General features: G+C 71.1%; 16 protein-coding genes. 12 read left to right on the forward strand and 4 right to left on the reverse strand.

All coding sequences use genetic code 11. The annotated features are described in order from the left end of the window. Nucleotides 1-367: 367 nt before the first annotated feature. Nucleotides 368-934, reverse strand: a complete 567-nt coding sequence (locus tag SM573_RS18090) for a hemerythrin domain-containing protein (protein ID WP_474609800.1) — start codon at nt 932-934, stop codon at nt 368-370. 205 nt (nt 935-1,139) lie between these two features. Here SM573_RS18090 and SM573_RS18095 point away from each other — a divergent pair, with 205 nt between their 5' ends. The 4 genes from SM573_RS18095 (at nt 1,140) to SM573_RS18110 (ending at nt 4,687) form a co-directional block, all read left to right on the forward strand. Next, nucleotides 1,140-2,720, forward strand: a complete 1,581-nt coding sequence (locus tag SM573_RS18095) for an alkaline phosphatase D family protein (protein ID WP_474609799.1) — start codon at nt 1,140-1,142, stop codon at nt 2,718-2,720. 42 nt (nt 2,721-2,762) lie between these two features. Further along, nucleotides 2,763-3,344 carry an RNA polymerase sigma factor gene (locus tag SM573_RS18100; protein WP_474616646.1) on the forward strand — a complete coding sequence of 194 codons (582 nt, stop codon included), beginning with the start codon at nt 2,763-2,765 and terminating at the stop codon, nt 3,342-3,344. Further along, complete coding sequence (locus tag SM573_RS18105) at nt 3,337-4,056, forward strand: hypothetical protein (RefSeq protein WP_474609797.1); 720 nt, start codon at nt 3,337-3,339, stop codon at nt 4,054-4,056. Before SM573_RS18100 ends, SM573_RS18105 begins: the two co-directional genes overlap by 8 nt. A gap of 115 nt (nt 4,057-4,171) precedes the next feature. Further along, nucleotides 4,172-4,687 (forward strand): hypothetical protein, encoded by a 516-nt coding sequence (locus SM573_RS18110; protein WP_474609796.1) that lies wholly within the window; start codon nt 4,172-4,174, stop codon nt 4,685-4,687. Between the two features lie 48 nt (nt 4,688-4,735). Here SM573_RS18110 and SM573_RS18115 read toward each other — a convergent pair whose 3' ends face one another. Continuing rightward, on the reverse strand, nt 4,736-5,242 hold the full coding sequence (locus SM573_RS18115; protein WP_474609795.1) for a VOC family protein: 507 nt from the start codon (nt 5,240-5,242) through the stop codon (nt 4,736-4,738). A 138-nt stretch (nt 5,243-5,380) separates the two neighbouring features. Between SM573_RS18115 and SM573_RS18120 the strand changes: the two genes are divergently transcribed. From SM573_RS18120 to SM573_RS18140, 5 genes are all read left to right on the forward strand, one after another. Beyond that, entirely contained in the window at nt 5,381-6,277 is an 897-nt protein-coding gene (locus SM573_RS18120) for a hypothetical protein (RefSeq protein ID WP_474616647.1), read from the forward strand. Between the two features lie 131 nt (nt 6,278-6,408). Further along, nucleotides 6,409-9,483 (forward strand): hypothetical protein, encoded by a 3,075-nt coding sequence (locus tag SM573_RS18125; protein ID WP_474616648.1) that lies wholly within the window; start codon nt 6,409-6,411, stop codon nt 9,481-9,483. Between the two features lie 9 nt (nt 9,484-9,492). After that, nucleotides 9,493-10,581, forward strand: coding sequence for a hypothetical protein (locus SM573_RS18130; RefSeq protein ID WP_474609792.1), 1,089 nt, complete (start codon nt 9,493-9,495; stop codon nt 10,579-10,581). Further along, entirely contained in the window at nt 10,568-12,031 is a 1,464-nt protein-coding gene (locus tag SM573_RS18135) for an NYN domain-containing protein (protein WP_474616649.1), read from the forward strand. Before SM573_RS18130 ends, SM573_RS18135 begins: the two co-directional genes overlap by 14 nt. Nucleotides 12,032-12,725: 694 nt before the next feature. Next, on the forward strand, nt 12,726-14,006 hold the full coding sequence (locus SM573_RS18140; RefSeq protein ID WP_474616650.1) for an L-lactate MFS transporter: 1,281 nt from the start codon (nt 12,726-12,728) through the stop codon (nt 14,004-14,006). 62 nt (nt 14,007-14,068) lie between these two features. On the opposite strand, the gene SM573_RS18145 is transcribed toward SM573_RS18140, so the two are convergent. Continuing rightward, nucleotides 14,069-15,241, reverse strand: coding sequence for a sugar phosphate isomerase/epimerase family protein (locus tag SM573_RS18145; protein WP_474616651.1), 1,173 nt, complete (start codon nt 15,239-15,241; stop codon nt 14,069-14,071). 96 nt (nt 15,242-15,337) lie between these two features. Beyond that, nucleotides 15,338-18,799 (reverse strand): ThuA domain-containing protein, encoded by a 3,462-nt coding sequence (locus SM573_RS18150; protein WP_474616652.1) that lies wholly within the window; start codon nt 18,797-18,799, stop codon nt 15,338-15,340. Nucleotides 18,800-19,239: 440 nt separating this feature from the next. Here SM573_RS18150 and SM573_RS18155 point away from each other — a divergent pair, with 440 nt between their 5' ends. The 3 genes from SM573_RS18155 to SM573_RS18165 are packed head-to-tail and all read left to right on the forward strand — an operon-like array spanning nt 19,240 to nt 22,027. Further along, nucleotides 19,240-20,178, forward strand: a complete 939-nt coding sequence (locus SM573_RS18155; protein WP_474616653.1) for an ABC transporter permease — start codon at nt 19,240-19,242, stop codon at nt 20,176-20,178. Nucleotides 20,179-20,231: 53 nt separating this feature from the next. Beyond that, a complete protein-coding gene (locus SM573_RS18160; protein ID WP_474616654.1) occupies nt 20,232-21,236 on the forward strand; it encodes an ABC transporter substrate-binding protein in 1,005 nt (334 codons plus the stop codon). Nucleotides 21,237-21,241: 5 nt separating this feature from the next. Next, nucleotides 21,242-22,027: an ABC transporter ATP-binding protein gene (locus SM573_RS18165; RefSeq protein WP_474616655.1), complete on the forward strand. Its 786-nt coding sequence runs from the start codon at nt 21,242-21,244 to the stop codon at nt 22,025-22,027. Nucleotides 22,028-22,037 lie beyond the last annotated feature (10 nt).

Consider the following 22,037-nt stretch of genomic DNA (forward strand, 5'->3'; position numbering starts at 1 on the left):
GCCCTGGAGCCATTTCCAACCGTGGGAATTGCCGGACGGTTCGATATCACGGTGTAAACCGTGTCCATCGACGCCGAAAACGAGCCCGATCGGAAAACGGGGCACTGCGTCCCGATGCGGCCGGACAATCACCGCGGGCGTCGCGGGGGTGAACGTGACCCGAATACGCCGGGAATCGGTCGCGGTCCTGACCGGTTCCCGACTGCGGCGCTGCCCCGGAAATGGTGCCCGGTGGTGGGGGAGTGGGCAACGCCCTCGACAGTGGACGGACGGATGGACCGGCGGTCCCGCGGCTCGCGCGAGGACGCCGGACGCGCGTCGGGCCGGGTGCCGTGTCACCACGGCGCCCGGCCCTGCGGTCGTACGGTCAGCTCTTGTGGGACTGCCGCCAGTCGCGTACGGCGTCGCGGAGCCGGTCGAAGATCGCCGCCGGCGGCCCGGCCATCATGTTGCTCACCGGGGACTCGCCGGCCGCCGGGTGCGGCCGCGTGGGCGCCACCGCCTCGGCGGCACGAACGGCACCGGCCATCTGCCGCAGCCGGTCCGGGTCGGTCCGGCGACGCAGCTCCGGGAACTCCTCCCGCTCCTCGCGCGAGGCGTGGGCCAGGACCGCCTGTTCGAACTCCGCGAACCTGGCATCGAAATCCGGTGCGTCGACGCCGAGATCGTAGAGGTCGGAGAGGGTCTCCTTGGCCTCGTGCTCCTCGTGCAGGCGGGCGTCGACCACCGCGTCGCCGGCGTCGTCGCGCGCAGCCGGGTGCACGACCTGCTCCTCGGCGCTCTCGTGCACCGCCAACAGCCGGACGAGCTGGTGGAACGCCTGTTGCTTCTGGTCGCCCCTGGACGCCTTGACCTGCGCGAACAAGGACTTGATCTCCTCATGCTGCTGGAGCAGCAGGTCGACGACGTCCTGCTTCTGCGCTGCTGTGGTCACCGTGTACCTCCGGGGTTTCTTCGTCGGGACACCTGTCACGTACCCCCGCAGCGACCGCCCAAGCGCGCGACCGAGTTACGGCACAGACCGCGCGCTCGCCAAGATCGACGCTGTTCACGGCGCGTTCGGCCCGCTTTCACATCGGGCAGTTGTGATGAGGGGGAGCAACAGCACCAACCACGTCGTCCGGAAGGCATTCCCCACCATGTCGCAGTCCCCCCTGATGCTGCCTCGTCGTCGCTTCCTCGCCCTGGGCGGTGTCGCCGCCGGCGCGGCGATCCTCGCCGCCGAGCCCGCGTCGGCGGCGAGCGCCGTCGCGGACGACCGGATCGCCCTGCCGGGTTACGCCTTCACCCTCGGCGTCGCGTCCGGCGACCCCACACCGGACGGGGTCGTGCTCTGGACCCGCCTCGCGCCGGAGCCACTCGCCCTCGACGGTCTCGGCGGCATGCCGCACCGGGCCGTCACCGTCCGGTGGGAGGTGGCGGAGGACGATCGTTTCCGCCGGGTGGTACGCCGTGGCGCGCACCGGGCCACGCCCGAGTGGGGGCACTCGGTGCACGCCGAGGTGCACGGCCTTCGTCCCGACCGTGCCTACTGGTACCGGTTCCGCGTCGGTGACCAGGTCAGCCCGGTGGGACGCACCCGTACCGCCCCCCGGGTGGAGACCCGCCTGCGGTCGCTGACCTTCGCCTTCGCCAGCTGCCAGGCGTACACCGACGGCTACTTCACCGCCTACGAGCACATGGCCCGCGAGGACCTCGACCTGGTGGTGCACCTGGGCGACTACATCTACGAGGGAGGCGGCGCGGGGTCCATCGGGCGCGCGCATCTTCCGGCGACGGAGACCTTCTCCCTCACGGACTACCGGATCCGGTACGCGCAGTACAGGCTCGACCCCGCCCTGCAGGCCGCGCACGCCGCGGCGCCCTGGGTGGTCGCCCCGGACGACCACGACGTGGAGAACAACTGGGCCGGGGACCACTCCCAGCCCGACACCGAGCCGGACCAGGACCCGGCGGTGTTCCGGCTCCGCCGGGCCGCGGCGTACCAGGCGTACTACGAGAACCTGCCGCTGCGCAGGTCGTCCCTGCCGCACGGTCCGGAGATGCAGGTCTACCGGCGGCTGCGCTTCGGTGACCTGCTGCAGCTCGACGTGCTCGACACCCGCCGGTTCCGGGACCAGCAGCTCACCGACCAGTCGCTGCGCTGGGACCCGAACCGGCAGATGCTCGGCGCGCAGCAGGAGGCGTGGTTGCTGGCCGGGCTCGCCGCGTCCACCGCCCGCTGGAACGTCCTCGGCAACCAGATCTTCGCGATGGAGGCCGACCACACCGACGGCCCCGCCGAGACGTTCGGTATGGACACCTGGGACGGGTACGCCGCCGCGCGTCAGCGGCTGTTCGACGGGGTGGTGCGGCGTCGCGTCGAGAACTTCGTCATCATCACCGGCGACGCCCACCGGAGCGTGGCCGCCGACCTCAAGCTGGACTTCTCCGACGAGAACTCGCCGACCGTCGGCACCGAGTTCCTCGGCACGTCGATCAGCTCCGGCGGCAACGGCACGGACATGGACGCGCTCGGCGTGACCTGGCTGACCGAGAACCCGCACATGACGTTCCACAACTCCCAGCGCGGATACCAGGTGTGCCACCTCGGCCGCGACGAGATGCACACCGACTACCGGGTCGTGCCGTTCGTCAACGCCCCCGGCGCACCCGTGACGACGCGGGCCCGTGTCCATGTGCAGAGCGGGCGGCCCGGCGTGGCGCACGTGTCGGCGTAACTCGCCGGTTCGGGGTGGAACCTGCGCGCCGCGGGCGGTGTCATGAGTGGGACCGGACCGGAGGTTCCACTGGACGACGACGAGTTCGTGACCCGCGCGCGGCACGGCGACCTGGAGGCGTACGAGCTTCTGGTCGCCCGGCACACCGCGTCCGCGCACCGCACGGCGGTCCTGCTCGGCGCCGGAGCCGACGCGGAGGACGTCGTCCAGGACGCCTTCGTGAAGGGATACCGCAAGCTCGCCCGGTACCGGGGCGAGGCGTCCTTCCGGTCCTGGCTGCTGGCGATCGTGGCCAACGAGACCCGCAACCTGCACCGGTCCCGCACCCGGCGGGACGGCCTCGTCCTTCGAGCGGCGGCCGTCGGCGCGCACCCGGAGGACACGGGGGACAACGCCGTGAGCGCCGTGCTCGCCGCGGAGCGCCGGACGATGCTGGTGCAGGCGATCCGGCGGCTGCCGGCGAAGGACCGCGAGGTGATCGTGTGCCGGTACTTCCTCGACCTTAACGAGGACGAGACGGTGACCGTTCTCGGCTGGCCACGGGGCACCGTGAAGTCGCGGACGTCGCGGGCGCTGGCCAAGCTGCGCGCCATGCTCGACGCGGAGGAGGTCCGCCATGGATGACCTCGAGACGCAGTTGCGCGACCTGTCCCCGTGGCTGCGGACACCGGACCCGCCGGACGTGACCGGCCGCGTACGCGCGCGGATCGCCGCCCCCGGGTCGCGCTGGCGCCGATGGCGTCACCCCCTCGCCGTCCTGCTCGCCGGTCTGCTGGTCGCCCTGCTCCCGCCCGGCCGGGCCGCCCTCGCCGACGCGGTGACCGGGCTGCTGCGCTTCGCCGGCGTCACCGTCCGCACCGCGCCCGCGGCGGCACCACCGGGGGGCACACCCTCCCCGTTGCCGTCCGAGCGGTCCGTGGCCCTGGAGGAGGCCCGGCGCGAGGTGCGGTTCCCGCTGCGCGCGCCGGCCGGGATGGGACCACCCGAGCAGGTACTGGTCGCCGATCCCGACAGCACGGGCGCCCACCGGGTGGCGACCCTCGTCTACCGGGGAGGCACCCTACGACTCGATGCCTTCGACGGCCGGGTCGACGTCGTCTACCTGAAGCGGATCACCGGACCCGGAACCGAGTGGGTGCAGGTCGACGGCGCGTTCGCCGTCTGGGTCGCCGGCCCGCACGACCTGACCTACGTCGACCGTGCCGGCGTCACCCGCGTCGAGACCGCGCGGCTCGCCGCCTCGACCCTGATCTGGGAGGAGGCCGGCGTGACCTACCGGCTGGAGTGCGACCTACCGAAGCAGGACGCCATCGACCTGGCGGCCTCGCTCTGGTGAGGGCGCCCGGCCCGACGGGGCACGGATGCGGAACCCGGGGCGCGCGGCCGGTGTCCGGATAGCAGCGAGCACCTGCCGGGCCACCGGCAGGCCTGGTGGTCAACGGGAGGGCGAGATGGGTTCCGGCAAGAGATTCCTTGTTCCGGCGGCGGCGGTGATCCTGCTGGCCGGGTGCAGCAGTGCGGCGGGGCCCACCGGTCCGGCCGGCGCGCCGGCCGCCCCGGCGTCAGGGAGCGGGGCGGGCGGCTGCGACTCGCCGGTAGAAACCGGCCCCCTGCCGGAGTGGGCCCGCGCCGGGTTCAGCGGGGACGCCCGGATGGCGCACGTCATGGGCGACAACGGTGACATCGTCGCGGCGCTGTTCGGGCACCCCCTGAGCCTGGTGGACGACGGATCGAGCAACAAGATCCTCTGGGTCTCCCGTCCTGATGTGAGCTCACCCGACCCGTCGAGGTCGCCCGACCTGGTCATCACCGCCACCTTGGACGGCACCGATGTCCGGGTGACCCGGGAGGTCGCCGGTGGCCCCGGCCCGTCGATCATCGACATGCCGCAGGCCGGCTGCTGGCACCTCGACCTCCGCTGGTCCGGGCACACCGACACGATGGACCTGGTGTACGCGCAGGGCTAGGCGTGTGTACGCCCCGGGCGGCGGCCGCCCGGGGCGTACGGAGGTGATCTACGAGCGTGCGAAGCCACCCTTCGGCGCGATGAGTTCCAGGTTCGTGCCGTCCGGGTCGTTGAAGTACGCGACCTCGGTGCCCAGCGCCTCGGCCGGGTACACCTCTCCCTCCGCGAACGTGTAGGGCCGGCCGAGGAAGCCGAACCCGGCATCGCTCATGCGCTCGTACACCGCCGCGACGTCGTCGACGGTGAAGCAGAGGTGCATCGAGCCGGGCCGGTTGGCGGCGGGCTGCGAGGGCTCGTCGACCGGATCCTGGAACTGGATCAGGTCGATGCCGATGTTCTCCAGGTTGAAGGTGGCGTACCGCAGCTGGGTCCTCGGCAGCCCCTGCGACTGCGCGAATCCCGGGCCGTGCATGCTCTCGTCGCGGACCACCGGTTCCATGCCGAGGAGGGCCTGGTAGAACGCGACCGACCGGTCGAGATCGCTGACGGCGATTCCCACGTGGGCCGCCTCCCGAAGACCGATGGACACCTTCGACGGGTCGGGCACAGTTGTCACGCTGAGTCTCCTTACGGACGTTGCGCGTTCTTCGTCGTTCCCACCGGGTCCTACCCCTCGACCGGCCGGACATGCGACCGTCCTCCCGTCGACTACCGTGGCGACGACGCGTCTCGAAGCCTGGCCGTGGAGGTTCCGGTGCCGTACAGCGCTCTGGCCATCCGGTTGTTGGTCTCCTGTCCCGGTGACATTCCCGAGAAGGACATCCGGATCGTCCAGCAGGCGATCACCAGGTGGAACGGCATCTACGGCGAGAACTTCGGCGCCACGGTCATCCCGATCATGTGGAGCGCCCACGCGGCCGCGGCGTTCGGCCGACCACCGCAGGAGGAATTGAACGACCAGATAGTCGACCGGTGCGACGTCTGTATCGCGATGTTCTCCTCCCGGATGGGAACGCCGACGGCGTCGGCGACATCCGGCACCGCCGAGGAGATCGAACGGCTGGGCGCCGCCGGGAAGTACGTCGGTGTGCTGCGTTCCCGCCGGCCGGTCGATCCGGGTCGGATCGACGTCGCGCAGATGTCGAGGCTCAACGACTATCTGGAGGGCCTGAAGTCCAGGGCGCTGGTCCTCGCGTACGTCGACGACGCCGACCTGCACGACCACGTCGAGAAGATTCTCGTGGCGGCCGTCTCCGCGCAGCGCACGAGGGCCGCCACGTTGAGCATCCCCAGTGGCCCACCCGGCGCGGAGGTCTGGCCCCGCGTGCAGTCCGAGGACCGGACGAGTGCCGCGGACCGTCGGTGGGCCGGCGGCACCCGGAGTCGCTACCTGGTGCTCCACAACACCGGGAGCCGCCCGGCGCGCAACGTGACGTTCGGCTTCGAGAAGGACCTCATGGACCCGGGAGATCTGTGGACCGTGACGCTCAACCGGCCCGGTGACCCGTCGATCGACGTGATAGCTCCTGGCGGGGAGGTGCGATTCGCGCTCCTTACGCAGATGGGAATTGCGCAGCAGGTGCGGTGTGTCGTCCGTTGGGCCGACGACCGCGGTTCACACGAGAACGTGTCCACGCTGCGCCTCACCTGAATTCCGTGGTCACCGGCGCGAAAAGCTCATGCTCCGCACGGAATGGTGCTACTGATCGATCACCCATCCGGCCGATCTCTCTGCCGTTGCAGAGAATTCAATCATTTGCATGCCTTACGTAACATGGCGCCGTGGGCGCGCGGCATCCGGATCTCGAAGAGATCATCAACCTGAACCACGCGGTTCGGCCCGCCGAGGCGGAGGAGCGGTTCCGGCGGCTCGTCGAGCGGTGGCCCGAGGCGGAGTTGCGAGTCCGGGACGCGGAGATCCAGGCGGCTCTCGAGACCTTCCTGCCCAAGCGCAGGAAGGCGCTCCTGGCCGCGCTCGCCGACCGCCGCACGACCGATTCGGGCGCCTCGGGGTCGACCTCACCCGCCCCGGCGGCGCCCGGCCCGGCGACGGCCACTCCGCCCGCACCGGGCCCCGGGCCGGCGCGTCCGGTGGGAGCCCCTTCCGTGCCGCCGGCTGAGTCGCCGGGCCCCGCCCCGGCGGTCGCGGGCAACCCCGCTCCGGCGCCGTCGATCCCGCCCCGCCCGACTCCCGTTCCGCACCCCGCGCCCTCGGGCCGGGCCGGGACGCCCACGCCCACCGACCTCGCTCGCGTCCGCCCGGGCCACCCGCCGCACCCGGTCACGCTGCCCCGGTTCGCACCGGCTCCGGCCGTGCCGGCGCCCAGGACCGCGCCGGCACCACCCACCGCGGGGGACGGGCTCACCGACTCCGCCGTCGTGGCGCGCCTGGCCGAGGTCTCCGACCTGCTCCACCAGGTGAAGCCGCTCCAGGCGGCCGATGCCTTCCGGGCACTCGTCGAGGAGCTGGACGACGACGCGCTCCGCCGTCACGCGACCCGGCTGCGGGGGGCTCTCGACCAGTTCCTCCCGAAGCGCCGGCGCGAGCTGACCGACCTGCTCGAGGAGATGCTCGCGCCGGCCCTGCCGCACGCCCCGAGCGTGCCCGACGCCGCCGAGCGGGAGAAGCCCGCGCCGGGCGAGCCGATGCCCACACCGGAGCCGCCCCGGGTGCCCCCGCGGCGCAGCACGGCCTTCCGTCCGAGCGGCACGAGCCTGCGCCCCGACCCGGCGTACATCCGCTACCGCTTCACCGACGCGCTCGACAGCCTCAGCAGGTTCCACATCTTCCAGTGGGCAACCTTCTACCGCGACGAGCTGTCCGAGTACTTCGAGGCGTTCCTGGTCGAGCTCATCGAGGACGAGCGCACCCCGGTGCTCGACATCGCGAAGAGCGCCCTGGTGCACCACGCACGGGAGATCTTCACCAAGGGTTACACCCACCTGACCACGACCCAGGGCTCCTCTGAGCACAACGCGGTCACCAAGTCCCTGAGCGGGTTGCAGCGGTTCCTCGACCTGCCGCTGGAGCTGTACTCGTCCCGCCTCGCCGACGCGCACCGCAACGGCACCGCCTGGTCGCTGCGCCGGCTCTGTTCGGCAATGGTCTTCGGCATCCTGCACGGCTACTCCGAGGTGCGTTTCGAGCTGACCGGCAGACAGATCCTGCCGCGCTTTCCCCGCTCCTGGGCCTACGTGCTGCCGTTCCTCACCGCGGAGGACCTCAGCGAGCTCTTCACGCAGATCGAGCCCGGCCAGTTCCTGGAAGGCATCCAGGAGTCGATGCTGCCGCTCGTCGAGGTGGTGGACAGGTTCCTCCGCGAGGATCCGACGAGGGCCCCGCTACCCGCGCTGTCCCAGTACGCCCCCGCGTCACGCCGGCTGGACGTGTCACTGCGGCCGGCGCTCAACGCGAGCGACGCCCGGCCGGTCGAGGTGCAGTGCTACCTGCTCGCCGACTTCGTCGAGCGGCATCACATCGAGGAGGCCGCGGCCCGTGGCGTCAGCGTGGTCATCGCGCCGCTGCGGCCGGACATGCGCGCCCGGGTCGCGGCCGTGGAACGGCTGGCGAAGATCGTGGTGCCGACCGGCGGGCTGACCAGTGACGTGAGTGCTGTCACCCAACTGAGCTCCATGCTGGAGCGTACGGTCTGGAAGTCGGCGGACGACACGAAGCTGGACCGGCCGATCGACTACAACTTCGCACTCGCGTTCCCGATCGAGAACCCCTTCTACGCGCTGACCTACAACCACGTCTACCGGCACAGCGTCCGGAAGCTGATGAACTCGTTCGAGCGTCGCAACGGGGTGCGACTGTGGTGCAGCGTGCGGCGCAGCGGCAAGACCACGGCGTGCGCGGCTGACCTCGGGTCGACCACGGGGACCTCCGTCGTGATCACCCAGACCTGCGACGACACGGGTCAGCTGCCCAGCGGCGGTGTCTTCTACGACCAGGTGAAGGACGCGCTCGACAGGGGGCAGAGGTTGCCGGCCGGGTTCGTCACGGACGCGGTGACCCAGTGCCTGACCGGGCAGGCCGGCGGCGGTGCCGCGCGATTCGTGCTGGTGCTCGACGAGTACGAGACCTTGTTCGGCGTGCTCAACTCCTACCTGGTGAGCCGGCCGGAGCTGCGTTACCTGGTGATCCAGCCCCTGCTGAACCAACTGGTCGAGTTCACCCGTGACAACCTCCTGGTCTTCGTGGGCCAGCAGCCCAACGCGCACTTCATCCTGCTCGACCAGAACCAGCTCAGTCCGGTGGTCGAGCAGGACTCCTTCCCGCTGTTCACGCACGACGCGGCGACGGCGACGTCGGGTGAGTTCTACGAACTGCTCCACAAGGTGATGAGTAACTACGTCGACCTCGAGCCGGAATTCGTGACGATGGTCTACCGGGAGACCGGCGGTCATCCGTTCCTCACCGTCAAGCTCCTCGTGGCGTTCATGCAGTGGCTGATCGACAACAACCACCCGGTGGCCCACCTGCACCCGGTACGGGCCGAGCTGTTCGCCGCCTTCGCGAAGGAGAACCTGACGAGCAACCGGATCGTCTTCAGCCGGCACTACGACTTCTTCAAGGCCGTCGCGCGGGCGCATCTCTCCGCTCAGGACCGGCGCGACAACCCGTGGCTGCACTCGGTCTACTCGATCCTGCGCGCCCTGTGCCTGGAGTCGCCGGCGACGCTGTCGTTCACGGAGGACGACTACCACGCGTTCGCGGCGCGGGAACGGATCGCGTCGCCGACCGACCTGTTGGCCACCGCCGAGGCCGCCAACTTCCTGGCGTTCGACGGCGTGATGGTGCGGCCGCGCATCCCCCTGTTGGCCCGGATCGCCGCCGCGGTCACACCGGTCTGAGGGGCGCAGATGCACGACGCCTCCGCCGTGGCCCACGTCGCCCGCACCGTCCGGGACCGGTTCGCCCGCGAGACCGGGCAGGTGTGCGCCTACTGGGTGGCGGTCGACGGCAGCCGGGACGAGTACGCACTGGCGCTCGCCGACGAGTTCGCCAACCTGCCGATCATTCCTCTGATCATCCGCTCGGAACGCTTCGACAACCCGAACGCCATCATGTCGGAGCTGGTGCAGATCCTGGAGCGGAACAAGCCGCAGTGCCTCGAGGTCCTCCACAACGGTCCGGGCTCCGACCGGTTCGCTCTCGTCCTGCTGGCGCGCACACCGCTGGTCGTCTCACAGTCCTCCTCCCCGGTCACCCTGCCCGACTGGGTGCCGCGCCTGGGCGGCCACGTCATCCACTGCCATGTCTGCGACCTGTCGTGGCGGGTCGACGTGCCCGTGGACGCCCCCGAACTCGGCCTGCCCGACCTGCATCGTCAGATGTTCGCCGTCGAGTGCGCGCTCGTCCGCCGCCTGGTGGAGGTGCACGAGACGACACCGGAGGCGCAGGACGACCTGTTCGGCGTCATCCGCCGGCGCGGCGACCCCGCGTGGCTCTCCGTCCTGTCCGACGCGGACGCGGACCGGCGGACCATCGTCAACGCCGACGGCTACCGGCCCACCGTCCGATACAGCAGGTCGGTCGTCGCCCGGCTGTGGGACGCGAGCCGCAAGGTCAGCACCCAGGACCTGAAGGTCTGCGCCGGCGCACTCGCGGCGGCGCTCGGCGTCACCGACGACGGCCAGCTGCGGCCCTGGCGTCAGGGTCTGCTCGGGCTGCTCAACGGCACCGCCGCGGTGGGTGGGAGAGCGCCCCTGCAGTTCGGCCTACATGTGCTGACCACGATCGCGGCGACCTGCGAGTACTTCACGTGGGAGGCGCACCCCGAACGGCACCAGTTTCCGGTCACCCTGCTGCGGCCGCTCGTCGACGAGCTCATCCGCGGGCTCGGTGACATCGAGAGCACGATCAACGGTTTGCGAGAGACATGGGAGCCGGTGGGCGCGGACGCACCGGTCCACCGGCGGGTCGAGGAGGCGGTCGATGGTGGCAAATGAGACGGGTGTTCTGCTGGTCGACTGGGAGAACCTGGCCGGCGCCATCATCGGTCGCGGCAAGGCGGTCACCCGCCAGATCGTCGACGACCTCTGGAGGTACGCGACCGCGGAGTGCGGCGGCCAGATGCAGGCCCACATGGCCGCGGCCCGGTTCGACCCGTCCATCGCGACGGCCATGCGGGAGCGGTTCATCACCGCCGACGAGGTCCGCAGCACGAAGGAGCAGGCCGACATCAAGCTGACCGTGCTCGCGATGGACTACCTGCACCAGGGGTGTCGCCGGTTCATCCTGGTCACGGGGGATCAGGATTTCATCCCGTTGATCCAGCGCCTGCGCGACGACAACAGCGAGGTGCTGGTCATCTACGGTGACCCCAACCGGTTGGCCGTCGAGCTGCGGCACACGTTCGCGACGCCCGGCCTGAAGTCGATCGAGATCGACAGCATCACCGAACTCAGGGAGCGCCGGCAGGAGACCGGGAGCCGGTCCCTGCTCGGGCTCCTGGAGCTCCAGCGTCGCGGCACGATCCTCGGCGGGCCCGAACGCGACGGCCGCACGGCCACGCTGGCGCGCTGGGGGCTCCTGCCCAACGAGGACGACGCGCAGTACCGCTCGCTGGTCGACTCGCTGGCGGAGCGGGTGTTCCGGCAGGAGGCGGCCGTCAAGGTCGGCAACGACTGGGTCGCGAAGGGGTCCTGGCGGACGTACCTCAAGGTGGACGCCGCGCGGATGGCCGACGTACGCGCGATCGACCACGTCGTACGCAGCCTGCTGGCGCGCCCGCAGGGCCTACCCATCGCCAGCCTGCGCACCGGCCCCTTCCGCACCGACGACGGCACGTTGCTCGACCGTGCGCTGGACGCCCTGCTGACCGTCGAGGCGATCCGGCTGAGCGCCGACAACAAGTACAGTGTCGTCCCGTCCGACCTGACGCCGGGCTACGTGGAACCGTTGTGGCGCGTGTACAGCGCGGTCTCCGCGGAGTGCTACCGGCGGGGCACGGGCAGCATCCCGTACAACCAGGTCGAGTTCCTGCTCAACAAGGGCGGCATCGGTCAGGGCCAGGACCAGCGGGCCGCCAACCGCATCCACGCGGCGATCACCTACGCGCGCGCCGCCGGCGCGATCGACGTGGTGGCCGTCGACGGCAAGCGGCACGCGATGGCGCCGGTCTCGGCGTTCTGCCGGCCGTTCGAGCACGCCTACCACGAGCTGTACCGGTCGTTCGCCCCCGCCGGGGAGCCGGTGCCGGAGCTGGAGGTGCTCCACTTCATGGAGGACCGGGACCGGGACCGGGCGGACCCGGTCTTCGGCTTCGACAACCGCGACCGTCACCGCATCCTGCGCATCCTCAGCCAGTCCCGGTTGATCCTGTGGCGGCAGGGCCAGGTGACGGTCCAGCACTCCGCCTGGGGGCAGGCGGGCGCCCGCCTGAGCCGGCGGCCGTGACGAAGCCGGCACGTACGGTTGACGACGATGGTGATGGATGCTAGCCTTGTGCGTTAGGGGAGCAGTGGATGGCGACGGTGAATTGACGTAGCCGAAGTCCGATCTGACTCATTACCCGGCCCCAGCCTTCTGGCTGGGGCTTTCGCTTTCTCCGGCCCCGGCCCCGGCCCCGGCCCCGGCCCCGGCCCCGGCCCCGGCCCCGGCCCCGGCTGCGCGCCCGCGTCCGGCCCATGCCCGTCGCGGGGAGCCGGGTTCGGGTCGCGCTCCCGTCCGGCGGGCCGCCGCCTGCTCCACGCTCCGCACGACCGGACCGGTGGTCGTGTCGGTGGGGAAGTGCCCATCGCTCTGCGGCGGCCTCGCGAATCCTCTATCGTCAGAATTGCTCGCATTTCCACCAGATACCGCATGCGGTCCGCGCACCCGGACCGAGGGCAGGCCGGTCAACCGCCAGCGCACGCGGCCCGCGCGCTCGGTCGGGCGTCCCGGCCGGGTCCGTACGCGCCGCAGCTGGTACACCGGCCCGCACGTGCCGCCCCGACCCGCCGTTCCCGCGCGCTCGACGAGCGCGACGGGTGCGAGACGAGGCCGAAGGCGGGGCGCCGGCGGATCGAACCGTGGGGTGCCTTCGGGCCCGACCCGCGCCGCGGGCCACCGACCGGTGCCAGCCCATGAGCAGACACGGGGGACATCGCTCATGGCCCACTCACGTCCGCAGACCACCACACCGACCCGGGGGCGGTGGGGGCTCGTCGTCGCCGCGGTGCTCGTGCAGCTGGCGCTCGGCGCGGTGTACGCGTGGAGCGTGTTCAACCAGCCCCTGCAGGAGCAGTTCGGCTGGAGCAAGGCCCAGGCGGTGCTGCCGTTCGAGGTGGCGATCGGAACGATCTTCATCGGCAGCCTGGTCGGCGGTCGCATCCAGGACCGCCGCGGGCCGCGACCGGTGGCGCTGGGCGGCGGCATCCTCTACGGCGTCGGCAACATCCTCGCGTCGCTCACCTCGTCCGGCGACCAGCTCTGGCTACTCGTGCTCACGTACGGCGTCCTGGGCGGTATCGGCCTCGGCGCCGTGTACATCACCCCGATCGCCATGCTCTCCAAGTGGTTCCCGGACCGCCGGGGCCTGATCACGGGCATCGCCGTCGCCGGATTCGGCTTCGGCGCCGTGATCGTCGCTCCGGTTGCCAAGTCGCTGCTCAACGGCACCACCGACAAGACCAGCGTGTTCCTGCCGCTGGGCATCGCGTACCTCATCGCGGTCCTGCTCGGCGCGTCGTTCTTCCGCAACCCACCCGCTGGCTACCAGGTGCCCGGGTTCACGCCGAAGACCGAGGGCCGGGCCGTCGCCGGGACCCGGGTCTACACGCTCGGCGAGGCACTGCGGACGCCGCAGTGGTACATGCTCACCGCGATCCTCACCCTCAACGTGGCCTGCGGCATCGCCCTGATCTCCCAGGCGGCCGACGCCGCGCAGTCGATCGCCGGGGTGAGCGCCGCGACGGCCGCCACGATGGTCGGCATCCTCGGCCTGTTCAACGGCGGCGGACGGGTGGCCTGGGCCTGGCTGTCGGACCGTATCGGCCGGATGCCCGCGTTCATCGGGATGCTGCTGTTGCAGGCGATCTGCTTCTTCATCCTGCCGCACGCGTCGGCGTTCGCGCTGTTCGCCGCGCTCGCGGCGGTGGTCTACCTCGCCTACGGCGGCGGCTTCGGCACGATGCCCGCGACCGCGGCGGACTACTTCGGCACGCCGAACGCGGGCGCCGTGTACGGGGCGATGATCGTGGCCTGGAGCATCGGCGGCGTCGTCGGCCCGCTGATCACGTCGCTGCTGTTCGAGGCGAGCGGCAACAGCTACACGCTGCCCTTCACGATCATCGGGATCATCGCCCTGGTCGGCCTGATCCTGCCGCCCATCACCAAGCTGCCGAGCCAGCCGGGGCGGGTGCGTCCGAACAACGAGGTCACCGGCCCCTGACGGGCCCGGAGCAGCGACGACGGACGCGCCGGCCCGCGGTGCCCCGCGGGCCGGCGCGGTCGTCAGTAGCGCAGGGCGCGCAGGTTGGCGTAGCTGTCGCAGGCGGACGAGACGCCGTCGGGGCGGGGGCTGTCGTTCTCGGTGAGGTAGTACTCGACGCCGCCCATCCTGCTGTACGCGAAGATGCGCGCGAAGTCGATGGTGCCCTCACCCACGTCGGCGAAGGAGCCGTCGGCGGCCAGGTCCTTCACGTGCAACAGCGGGAACCGGCCCGGGTACTGCCGGATCAGCTCGACCGGGTCCACACCGACGCTGGCCGCCCAGTAGAGGTCGAGCTCCATCGCCACGAGGTTCGGGTCGGTCTCCCGCACGAGCACGTCGTAGCCGCGTACGCCGTCGCGCGGGGTGAACTCGAACCCGTGGTTGTGGTACGCCACCGTGATGCCCGCCGTCCTGAGCCTGGCGCCGACCGTGTTGAGGGTCGCGGCGACCCGCGAGTAGTCGTCGAGCCCCCAGGAGCCGGAGCCGGAGATGCGGACGTACCTCGCGCCGAAGGCTCGGGCGTTGGCGATCACGCCGTCGAGGTTGTTCTCCAGGTCGCCGAGGCCGATGCCGATGGACGGGACGGACAGGCCGCCCCCGGCCACGACGGGCGCCAGCTGGGCGGCTGTCCTGCCGTAGAAGTTGTCCACCCCGCCGGAGGGCTCCGCGTTGCGGTACCCGCAGGCGGCGAGGGCGGCCAGCGTGGACTCGGGCGCGGCCGGCATCGTGGCCCGCACCGTGTAGAGCACCAGGCCGATCCGGTCGTCGGGGACCGGCCGGGTGCCGGGCGCGGGTGGGCGCCGGCCGACGTCCGAGACGGCCGCCGCCAGCAGGATGCGCAGCCCCTCCCAGGAGGTGATCACACCGTCCTCGCGCAGCGTGGCGGTGAGGCGGGTGACGGTGTGCAGGAAGTGCCCGTGGGTGGCGAAGGGCGCCTCGGCCCATACGGCGTCCATGACCGTGCAGCCGGTGCCGAGATCGCGGTTGGGCACGCCCGAGTCGGCGCCGTCGCCGAAGAACACGGTGGCCGAGGTGGTGTAGCCCCAGGGGCAGCCGTCGGTCGTGGCCGGCGCGGAGGCGGCCGCGGTGGCGGACGCCGGCGCGGGCGCGAACGGCAGCAGCGCCGCGACGAGGGCCACGGCCAGCAGGGGCCGCGCCAGCGAGCGGGACGGACGGGCGTGGCTTCGATCCATGCTTCCTCCCAGGTGGACGAGATCTCGATCGGGCGGTGTGCGGGGCGGCGCGGCCGGTGGTGGCGGGGCCGCGTCGAGCCCCGCCACCACCGGCACTCAGCTCACCGTGACGACGACGGTCGCGGCCATCGTCGCGCCGAGGCTGTCGGTGACCGTCAGGCGCGCCGTGTAGGTGCCGGCACGGGCGTACGCGTGACCGGCCGACGCCCCGTGCACGGCGGTCGTGTTGTCACCGAAGTCCCACACGTGGTCGGTGATGGTGCGGCCGGGCGCGGGTGTCGCGGCACCGGTGAACGTGACCTGCAGCGGCGCCGTCCCGGTGGCGGGTGTCGCCGAGGCGGAGACGGTCGCCCCGGTCTGCTCGCGTACGCCGGCGCCGTTGAACCGCAGCCAGTCCACCGCCATCAGGTCGGGGGTGCCCCCGGACTGGTTCGGGTTGACGAAGACCAGGTGCAGGCTGGTCGTCCGGCCCGGGTCGGTCAGGTCGACGGTCGGTGAGACCACGTTGTCCCAACCACCGGTGCCGCCGATGGTGGCCCGGCCGAGGAGGTCACCGGTCGGGGAGTCCGCCCGGAACTCGATGTCGCCACCGCCGCTGCCGGAGGCGACGCCGACGGTGACCGAGTCGATGTCGCGGAGGTTGACGGGAGCGAAGCTGATCCAGTCCCCGTGGTCGATGTCACCGATCCGCTTGCCGGCGCTCGCCGTCGGCCGGTCGAGCACCTGGATGCCGTTCTGACCGTCGAAGTGCTCGGCCTCCTTGCTGCGGGTCTGCAACTCCGCCTTCGTCGAGCCCACCAGTGACGGCGCACCGTCGGCGCCGCCGTCGGTGTACTGCGCGGTGAGCACCGTGTAGAGGTTCTGCCCCGGTCCGTGCCCGTCGCCGCCGTTGGTCTCGGTGACGGCCACCCCGCTGCACCCGATGTAGTTGTCCATGGGGTGGGTGTGCGAGTCGTGGCCGAGCTGGGTCTGCACGACCACCTGGGAGCAGTCGACGACGCCGTCCTCCGGGTCGGTGACCGTCACGGTGTACGGGATACGGTCACCGAACTCGAAGAAGCCGCCGTCGGGGACGCTGAGGGTCACCGTCGGGCGGGTGTTGCCGACCGTGATTTCCTGCACGGCCACCGCCGTCTGGCCGTTGGCGGCGGTCACGGTGAGTCGGGCGGTGAACCGCCCCGGCGTGCCGTACGTGTGGCGGGGATCGGGGGCGGTGGAGTCGACGCTGCCGTCGCCGTCGAAGTCCCACGCGTAGGAGATGGCGGTGCCGTCCGGCCCGCGGGAGCCCTCGCTGGAGAAGGCGACGGTCAGCGGTGCGGGGCCGCTGTCCCTGTCGGCGGTCAGCTTCGCGACCGGGGGCCGGCTGTGCGCGACGTAGTCGATGCGGTAGATGCCGGCGCCCTCGTTGCTGCCACCCCGACCGCTGCCGCTGCCCTCACCGAAGTCGATCACGTAGAGGGAGCCGTCCGGCCCGAACTCGGCCTCGAAGGGCTGGATCCACGACATGCCGCCGAGGACGGAGTTGATGGACTGGAGGTCACCCGGCCGGGTGGGCCCGAAGCGCGGATCACGGAACCGCTGGGCGCTCTCGTGGACCGAGAGGGTTTTGAACCACCTGCGGGTCAGCTCGTAGACGAACCACTTGTCCTCGAAGTACGCGGGGAACTTCGTCACCCGCGTGTTCGACGGGTCGTAGTCGTAGACCGGGCCGGCCATGGGACCACCGCCGCCCGTGCCCAGCTCCGGGAACTCGGGCGAGGCCGAGTACGCGTACCAGACCAGGGCCGGTTTGGCCGCGGGGAGCCGGCTCAGGCCCGTGTTGTTGGGCGAGTCGTTGACCGGCGCCGCGCAGTCGAACGTCGGCCCGGACGTGCCGGTGGCGAAGTCGTAGTCGTTGAACGGGATGTTGTCGCCCACGCAGTACGGCCAGCCGTAGTTGCCGGCGCTCGTGATCCGGTTGAACTCGACGGTCCCCTCCGGCCCGCGGTTCGGGTTGGCCGAGCGGGCGTCGGGGCCGTAGTCGGCCACGAGCACGGCGCCGGTCTTCGAGTCGACGGTGATGCGGAACGGGTTCCGCATGCCCATCGCGTAGACCTCCGGTCGGGTGCGGGGCGTCCCCGGGGCGAAGAGGTTCCCGCGCGGGATGGCGTACGTGCCGTTCGCCAGGGGCCTGATCCGCAGGATCTTGCCCCGCAGGTCGTTGGTGTTGCCCGAGGTGGCCTGGGCGTCGAAGGCCCGACGGCCGCTCCGCTCGTCGATCGGGCTGAAGCCGCTGGACTCGAACGGGTCGGTGTTGTCGCCGATGGCCGCGTAGAGGTTGCCCTGCCGGTCCATCGTCAGGGAGCCGCCCATGTGCGAGTTCGCGCGGGCCTCGCCGCGCCAGGTCGGGATCGTGAGCAGGCGCTTCTCCGAGTCGAGCCTGACGCTGTCGCCGTCGACCGTGAACCGGGAGAGGTTGAGCTGCTTCTCCACCTTGTCCGACCAGAGCAGGTAGAGCCAGCTGTTCCGGTCGAAGTTCCGGTCGAGGGTGAGGCCGAGCAGGCCGTCGGACTGGCTCGTCTGCTCCGGGGTGTAGGCGAAGTCGATCAGCGTGGTGACCGCGAGTGTGTCCTGGTCGACGACCTTGAGCGCGCCGGTGCGTTCGATGTAGAAGACCCGGCGGTCCGGTGCCACGGCGAGCTCGAACGGGTCGGAGAGGTCCTGCGTGACCAGGGGGATCCGCTCGAAGTTGTCGGTGCGCGTCGCGCCGCAGTCGCCGGCCACCGCGCCCGCCGCCCAGCGGATCCCGCCGAGCAGGTGCTTGAGGAACGTCGGCTCCGTGAACGACGAGGAGCTGTGCCCGCCGGCGGTGTACCAGGAACGGCCGCCGTCGTAGTTCTGGCACCAGGAGTACGGATGGTCCACGCCCTCGTCGAGGCCGGGGATGCCGTCGCGCACCTTGATCTGCGCGAGCGTGTGCACCTTGCCCGTCGGGTTGACCCGCCAGTTGTACCACTCCTCGCTGCGTTCCCAGAGCTCCGGCAGGCCCTTGGTGGAGGGGTGGGCGTGGTCGAGGACCTTGATCCGGCCCGGGAAGGTGCCGCCCGTGCCGGAGAAGTCGGGGTGGTTGTCGAAGATGGCGCCGACGAGGCCCTCGTACCAGGTCCAGTCCCGCTCGCTCGCCGAGGCGGCGTGCAGGCCGACCCACCCCCCGCCGCCCCGGACGAACCGCTGCAGCGCGGCCCGCTGGTCGGCGTCGAGCAGGTCGCCAGAGGTCGGGGTGGAGTTGGTGTTGTTGAACACGAGGGCGTCGAAGCGGGCCAGGTTGGCGTCGGTGAACGCGCCCGCGTCGGTGGTGGCCTCGACCGCGAAGCCGTGTTGCGCGCCGAGTCTGCGGATGGCGGCGATGCCGGCCGGGATCGAGTCGTGGTGGTAGTTCGTGACCTTGGAGAAGACCAGGACCCGGAAGTGGGGGCTGGGGGCGGTGCCGGCGGCGCTCGCGCCGGTCGCCGTCGTGCCGGTCAACACGAGAGCGACGGTCGCGAGCAGGGCGAGAAGTAGCTGGCGTTGGCGTCTCATGCGCGCGCTCCTTGGGAGGGACGGGAGTGGAAAGCGCTTTCCAGCCGCCGTACCACCCTACGAGACGCATTCTGATAGGTCAATGTCCGAGGCGATGTCGACGGGAGCGTGTTCCGTCGACTGAGACGCTCGCGCGTCGCCCGGCCGGAACCGGAGGCCGTCGACGACGGGTTCGTTGTCTGGCGCGGCCCGAGAGGCGGCAGGCCGAACCTGCCCCACGGGCAGCGGCGCCAGGGACTACCCATTCGCCGGCGACAATGTTGTTGGTGAGAATCCCATCGAGCGGAATCGGGGTGTCCCGACCGTTTCGGGCCGTTGACGGGATCGCTCGTCGTCGTTACGGTCGGATGAACCGCTGCGGGAAAGCCCTTTCCGGGACGTCAGACGGGCCGACCGCGCAGCCGCCCGACGCCGCGTTCCGACATCGAGGAGGAGTGCCCGTGTCACACCGAGCGGCTGACCGGAGCGCCGCCCTCACCGCGGACGACCAGCCGGCGGCGGCGCACGCCACGGCGTCCACGGCGGTCGTCGCACCGCCGACGGGCGCTCCCGCACGAGCGCGGCGACGGTTCGCCGCCCGTCCGGCCGGCGCGTACCTGCTGCGTGTCGTCGAGGCGCTCTGGCGGCCGGCGCTGCTGCTCGCGGCCGTCTTCGTCGGCTGGTGGTTCGTCGCCGAGCGCGAGTACATGCCGAACTACCTGGTGCCCACCCCAGGGCAGGTGTGGCAGACCACGACCGAGGACTGGTCCTTCCTCATGCGCAACACCTACGTGACGCTGTACGAGACCGTCATCGGCTTCGTGCTGGCCGCCCTGCTGGGCCTCGGCACCGCCGTACTGATCGTCTACTCCCGCACCATGGAGAAGGCGGTCTACCCGATCGTCCTCTTCGCCCAGGTGATTCCCAAGATCGCGATCGCGCCGCTGCTCGTCGTGTGGTTCGGTGTGGGGCTCGCGCCGAAGATCGTCCTGGCCGTGCTCATCGCGTTCTTCCCGGTCGTCATCTCCGGCGTGGCCGGCCTGCGGTCGACCGATCCGGAGCTGCTCGACCTGTCGGCCACCATGGGCGCCGGGCCGTGGAAGACCTTCCGCAAGATCCGGTTTCCGCACGCGCTCCCGCACCTGATGTCCGGGCTGAAGGTCGCGGTGACGCTCGCCGTCGTCGGCGCCGTCGTCGGCGAGTTCGTCGGAGCCGACGAGGGCCTCGGCTACGTGCTGCTGCTCGCCAACGGCAACCTCGACGCGGCCCTGCTCTTCGCCGACCTGTTCCTCATGTCGCTGATCGGCATCGTGCTCTTCGCCGTGGTCGAGGTCGCCGAGGCGCTGCTCATTCCCTGGCACGCGAGTCGCCGCGCCGGCGTACCGCTCGCCACGTCCTGATCGCCGCGCGCACCCGCACCGCTTCCCGCCGAATGCTCCAGGAGGCATCACCCATGAGACGTCTCGTGATCACGGCCGTCGCGCTCCTGCTGACGGTCTCGGCAGCCGCTTGCGGCAGCGGCGGCGAACGCCCGACGACCGCCGACGGCAAGAAGAAGGTGACGCTCACGCTCAACTGGGTGCCCTACGGCGAGCACGCGCCCTTCTACTACGGCCTCAAGAAGGGCTACTACGACGCCGAGGGCATCGACCTCACGATCAGCCCCGGCGGCGGCTCCGGCAAGACCATCCAGGCCGTCGCGCAGCGGCAGACCGACTTCGGCTGGGCCGACACCCCGCCCCTGCTCAAGGGCATCGCCAGCGGCATGCGGGTGAAGAGCGTGGGCGTCTTCCTCCAGAAGGGGCCGGCCTCCATCGAGTTCCTCGCCGACGAGGGCATCAAGTCCCCGGCCGACCTGCGGGGCAAGACCGTGGGCGGCACTCCGGGCGACGCCATCTACGCGACCTTCCCCGCCTGGCTGAAGGCCAACGGACTGTCCGAGTCGGACGTGAAGGTCGTCAACCTCGACGCGGCGGGCAAGATCGCCGCGCTGGCCGAGGGCCGGGTCGACGCGATCCAGGGCTTCTTCCACGACCAGGCACCGACGATCGAGGCCCGCACCGGCAAGGACGTCGACTACCTCCTCTACGCCGACTGGGGCATGAACATGCTCGGCACCGGTCTCGTGGTCCACGACGACACCCTGAAGGAGGACCCGGAGCTGGTCCGCGCGTTCACCCGCGCCACCCAGAAGTCGTGGACCGACGCGGCCGGGGACATCACCGGCGCCACGGACGCCATGGCCGAACTGGCCGAGAACGAACCGGACAAGCAGGTGCTGGTCGAGCAGCTCACGCTGGCGGTGCCCCTGCTCGAGATCGGCGCCGGCGGCCGGCCGGGCGTCAACCCCGAGGCGAAGTGGACCGAGACGATCGACCTCATGACCCGGTACGCCGGCCTCCAGGACGGGGGCGGCGCCTCGACGTACTGGGACGGCTCCTACGGCAACGAGGGGTGACCGCCGTGCCCGCGACCCTGACCGGCACCGCCGTGGACATCAGCGGCCTGACCGTCCGCTTCCAGTCCAAGCGGTCCCGGACCACCGCCGTCGAGGACATCGACCTGCGCGTCGAGCCCGGCGAGTTCGTCACCATCGTCGGCCCGTCCGGCTGCGGCAAGTCCACCCTGCTCAAGGTCGTCGCCGGTCTGGTACGGCCCACCAGCGGCGCGGTCACCCTGCTCGGCAAGCCGGTGCGCGGACCACAGCAGGACATCGGCTTCGTGTTCCAGCGACCCGCCCTGCTGGAGTGGCGCAGCGTACGACGGAACATCCTCCTCCAGGCCGAGATGCGCGGCCTGGACCGGGCGGCGGCCGGACGCCGGGCCGACGAGCTGATCGCCCTCACCGGCCTGACCGGCTTCGAGAAGGCGTTGCCGCACGAGTTGTCCGGCGGCATGCAGCAGCGGGTGGCGTTGTGCCGCGCACTGCTGCACCGCCCGCCGGTGCTGCTCATGGACGAGCCGTTCGGCGCGCTCGACGCGTTGACCCGCGAGCAGCTCAACACCGAGCTGAACCGCATCTGGCGGGACACCGGCACGAGCGTCCTGCTGGTCACCCACTCCATCGCCGAAGCCGTCTTCCTCGGCACGCGGGTCGAGGTGATGAGCCCCCGGCCCGGCCGGATCGTCCGCACCTTCCCGGTCGACATCCCGCCCGAGCGCGACTACGTGCAGGTGATGTCGGACGGAAGGTTCGACCGCCTCGCCGCGGAGATCCGCGCTCTGCTCGGCGCCGGCGCCAACCACTGAGAGGACGGCC

The organism is Micromonospora xinjiangensis (assembly GCF_056150165.1).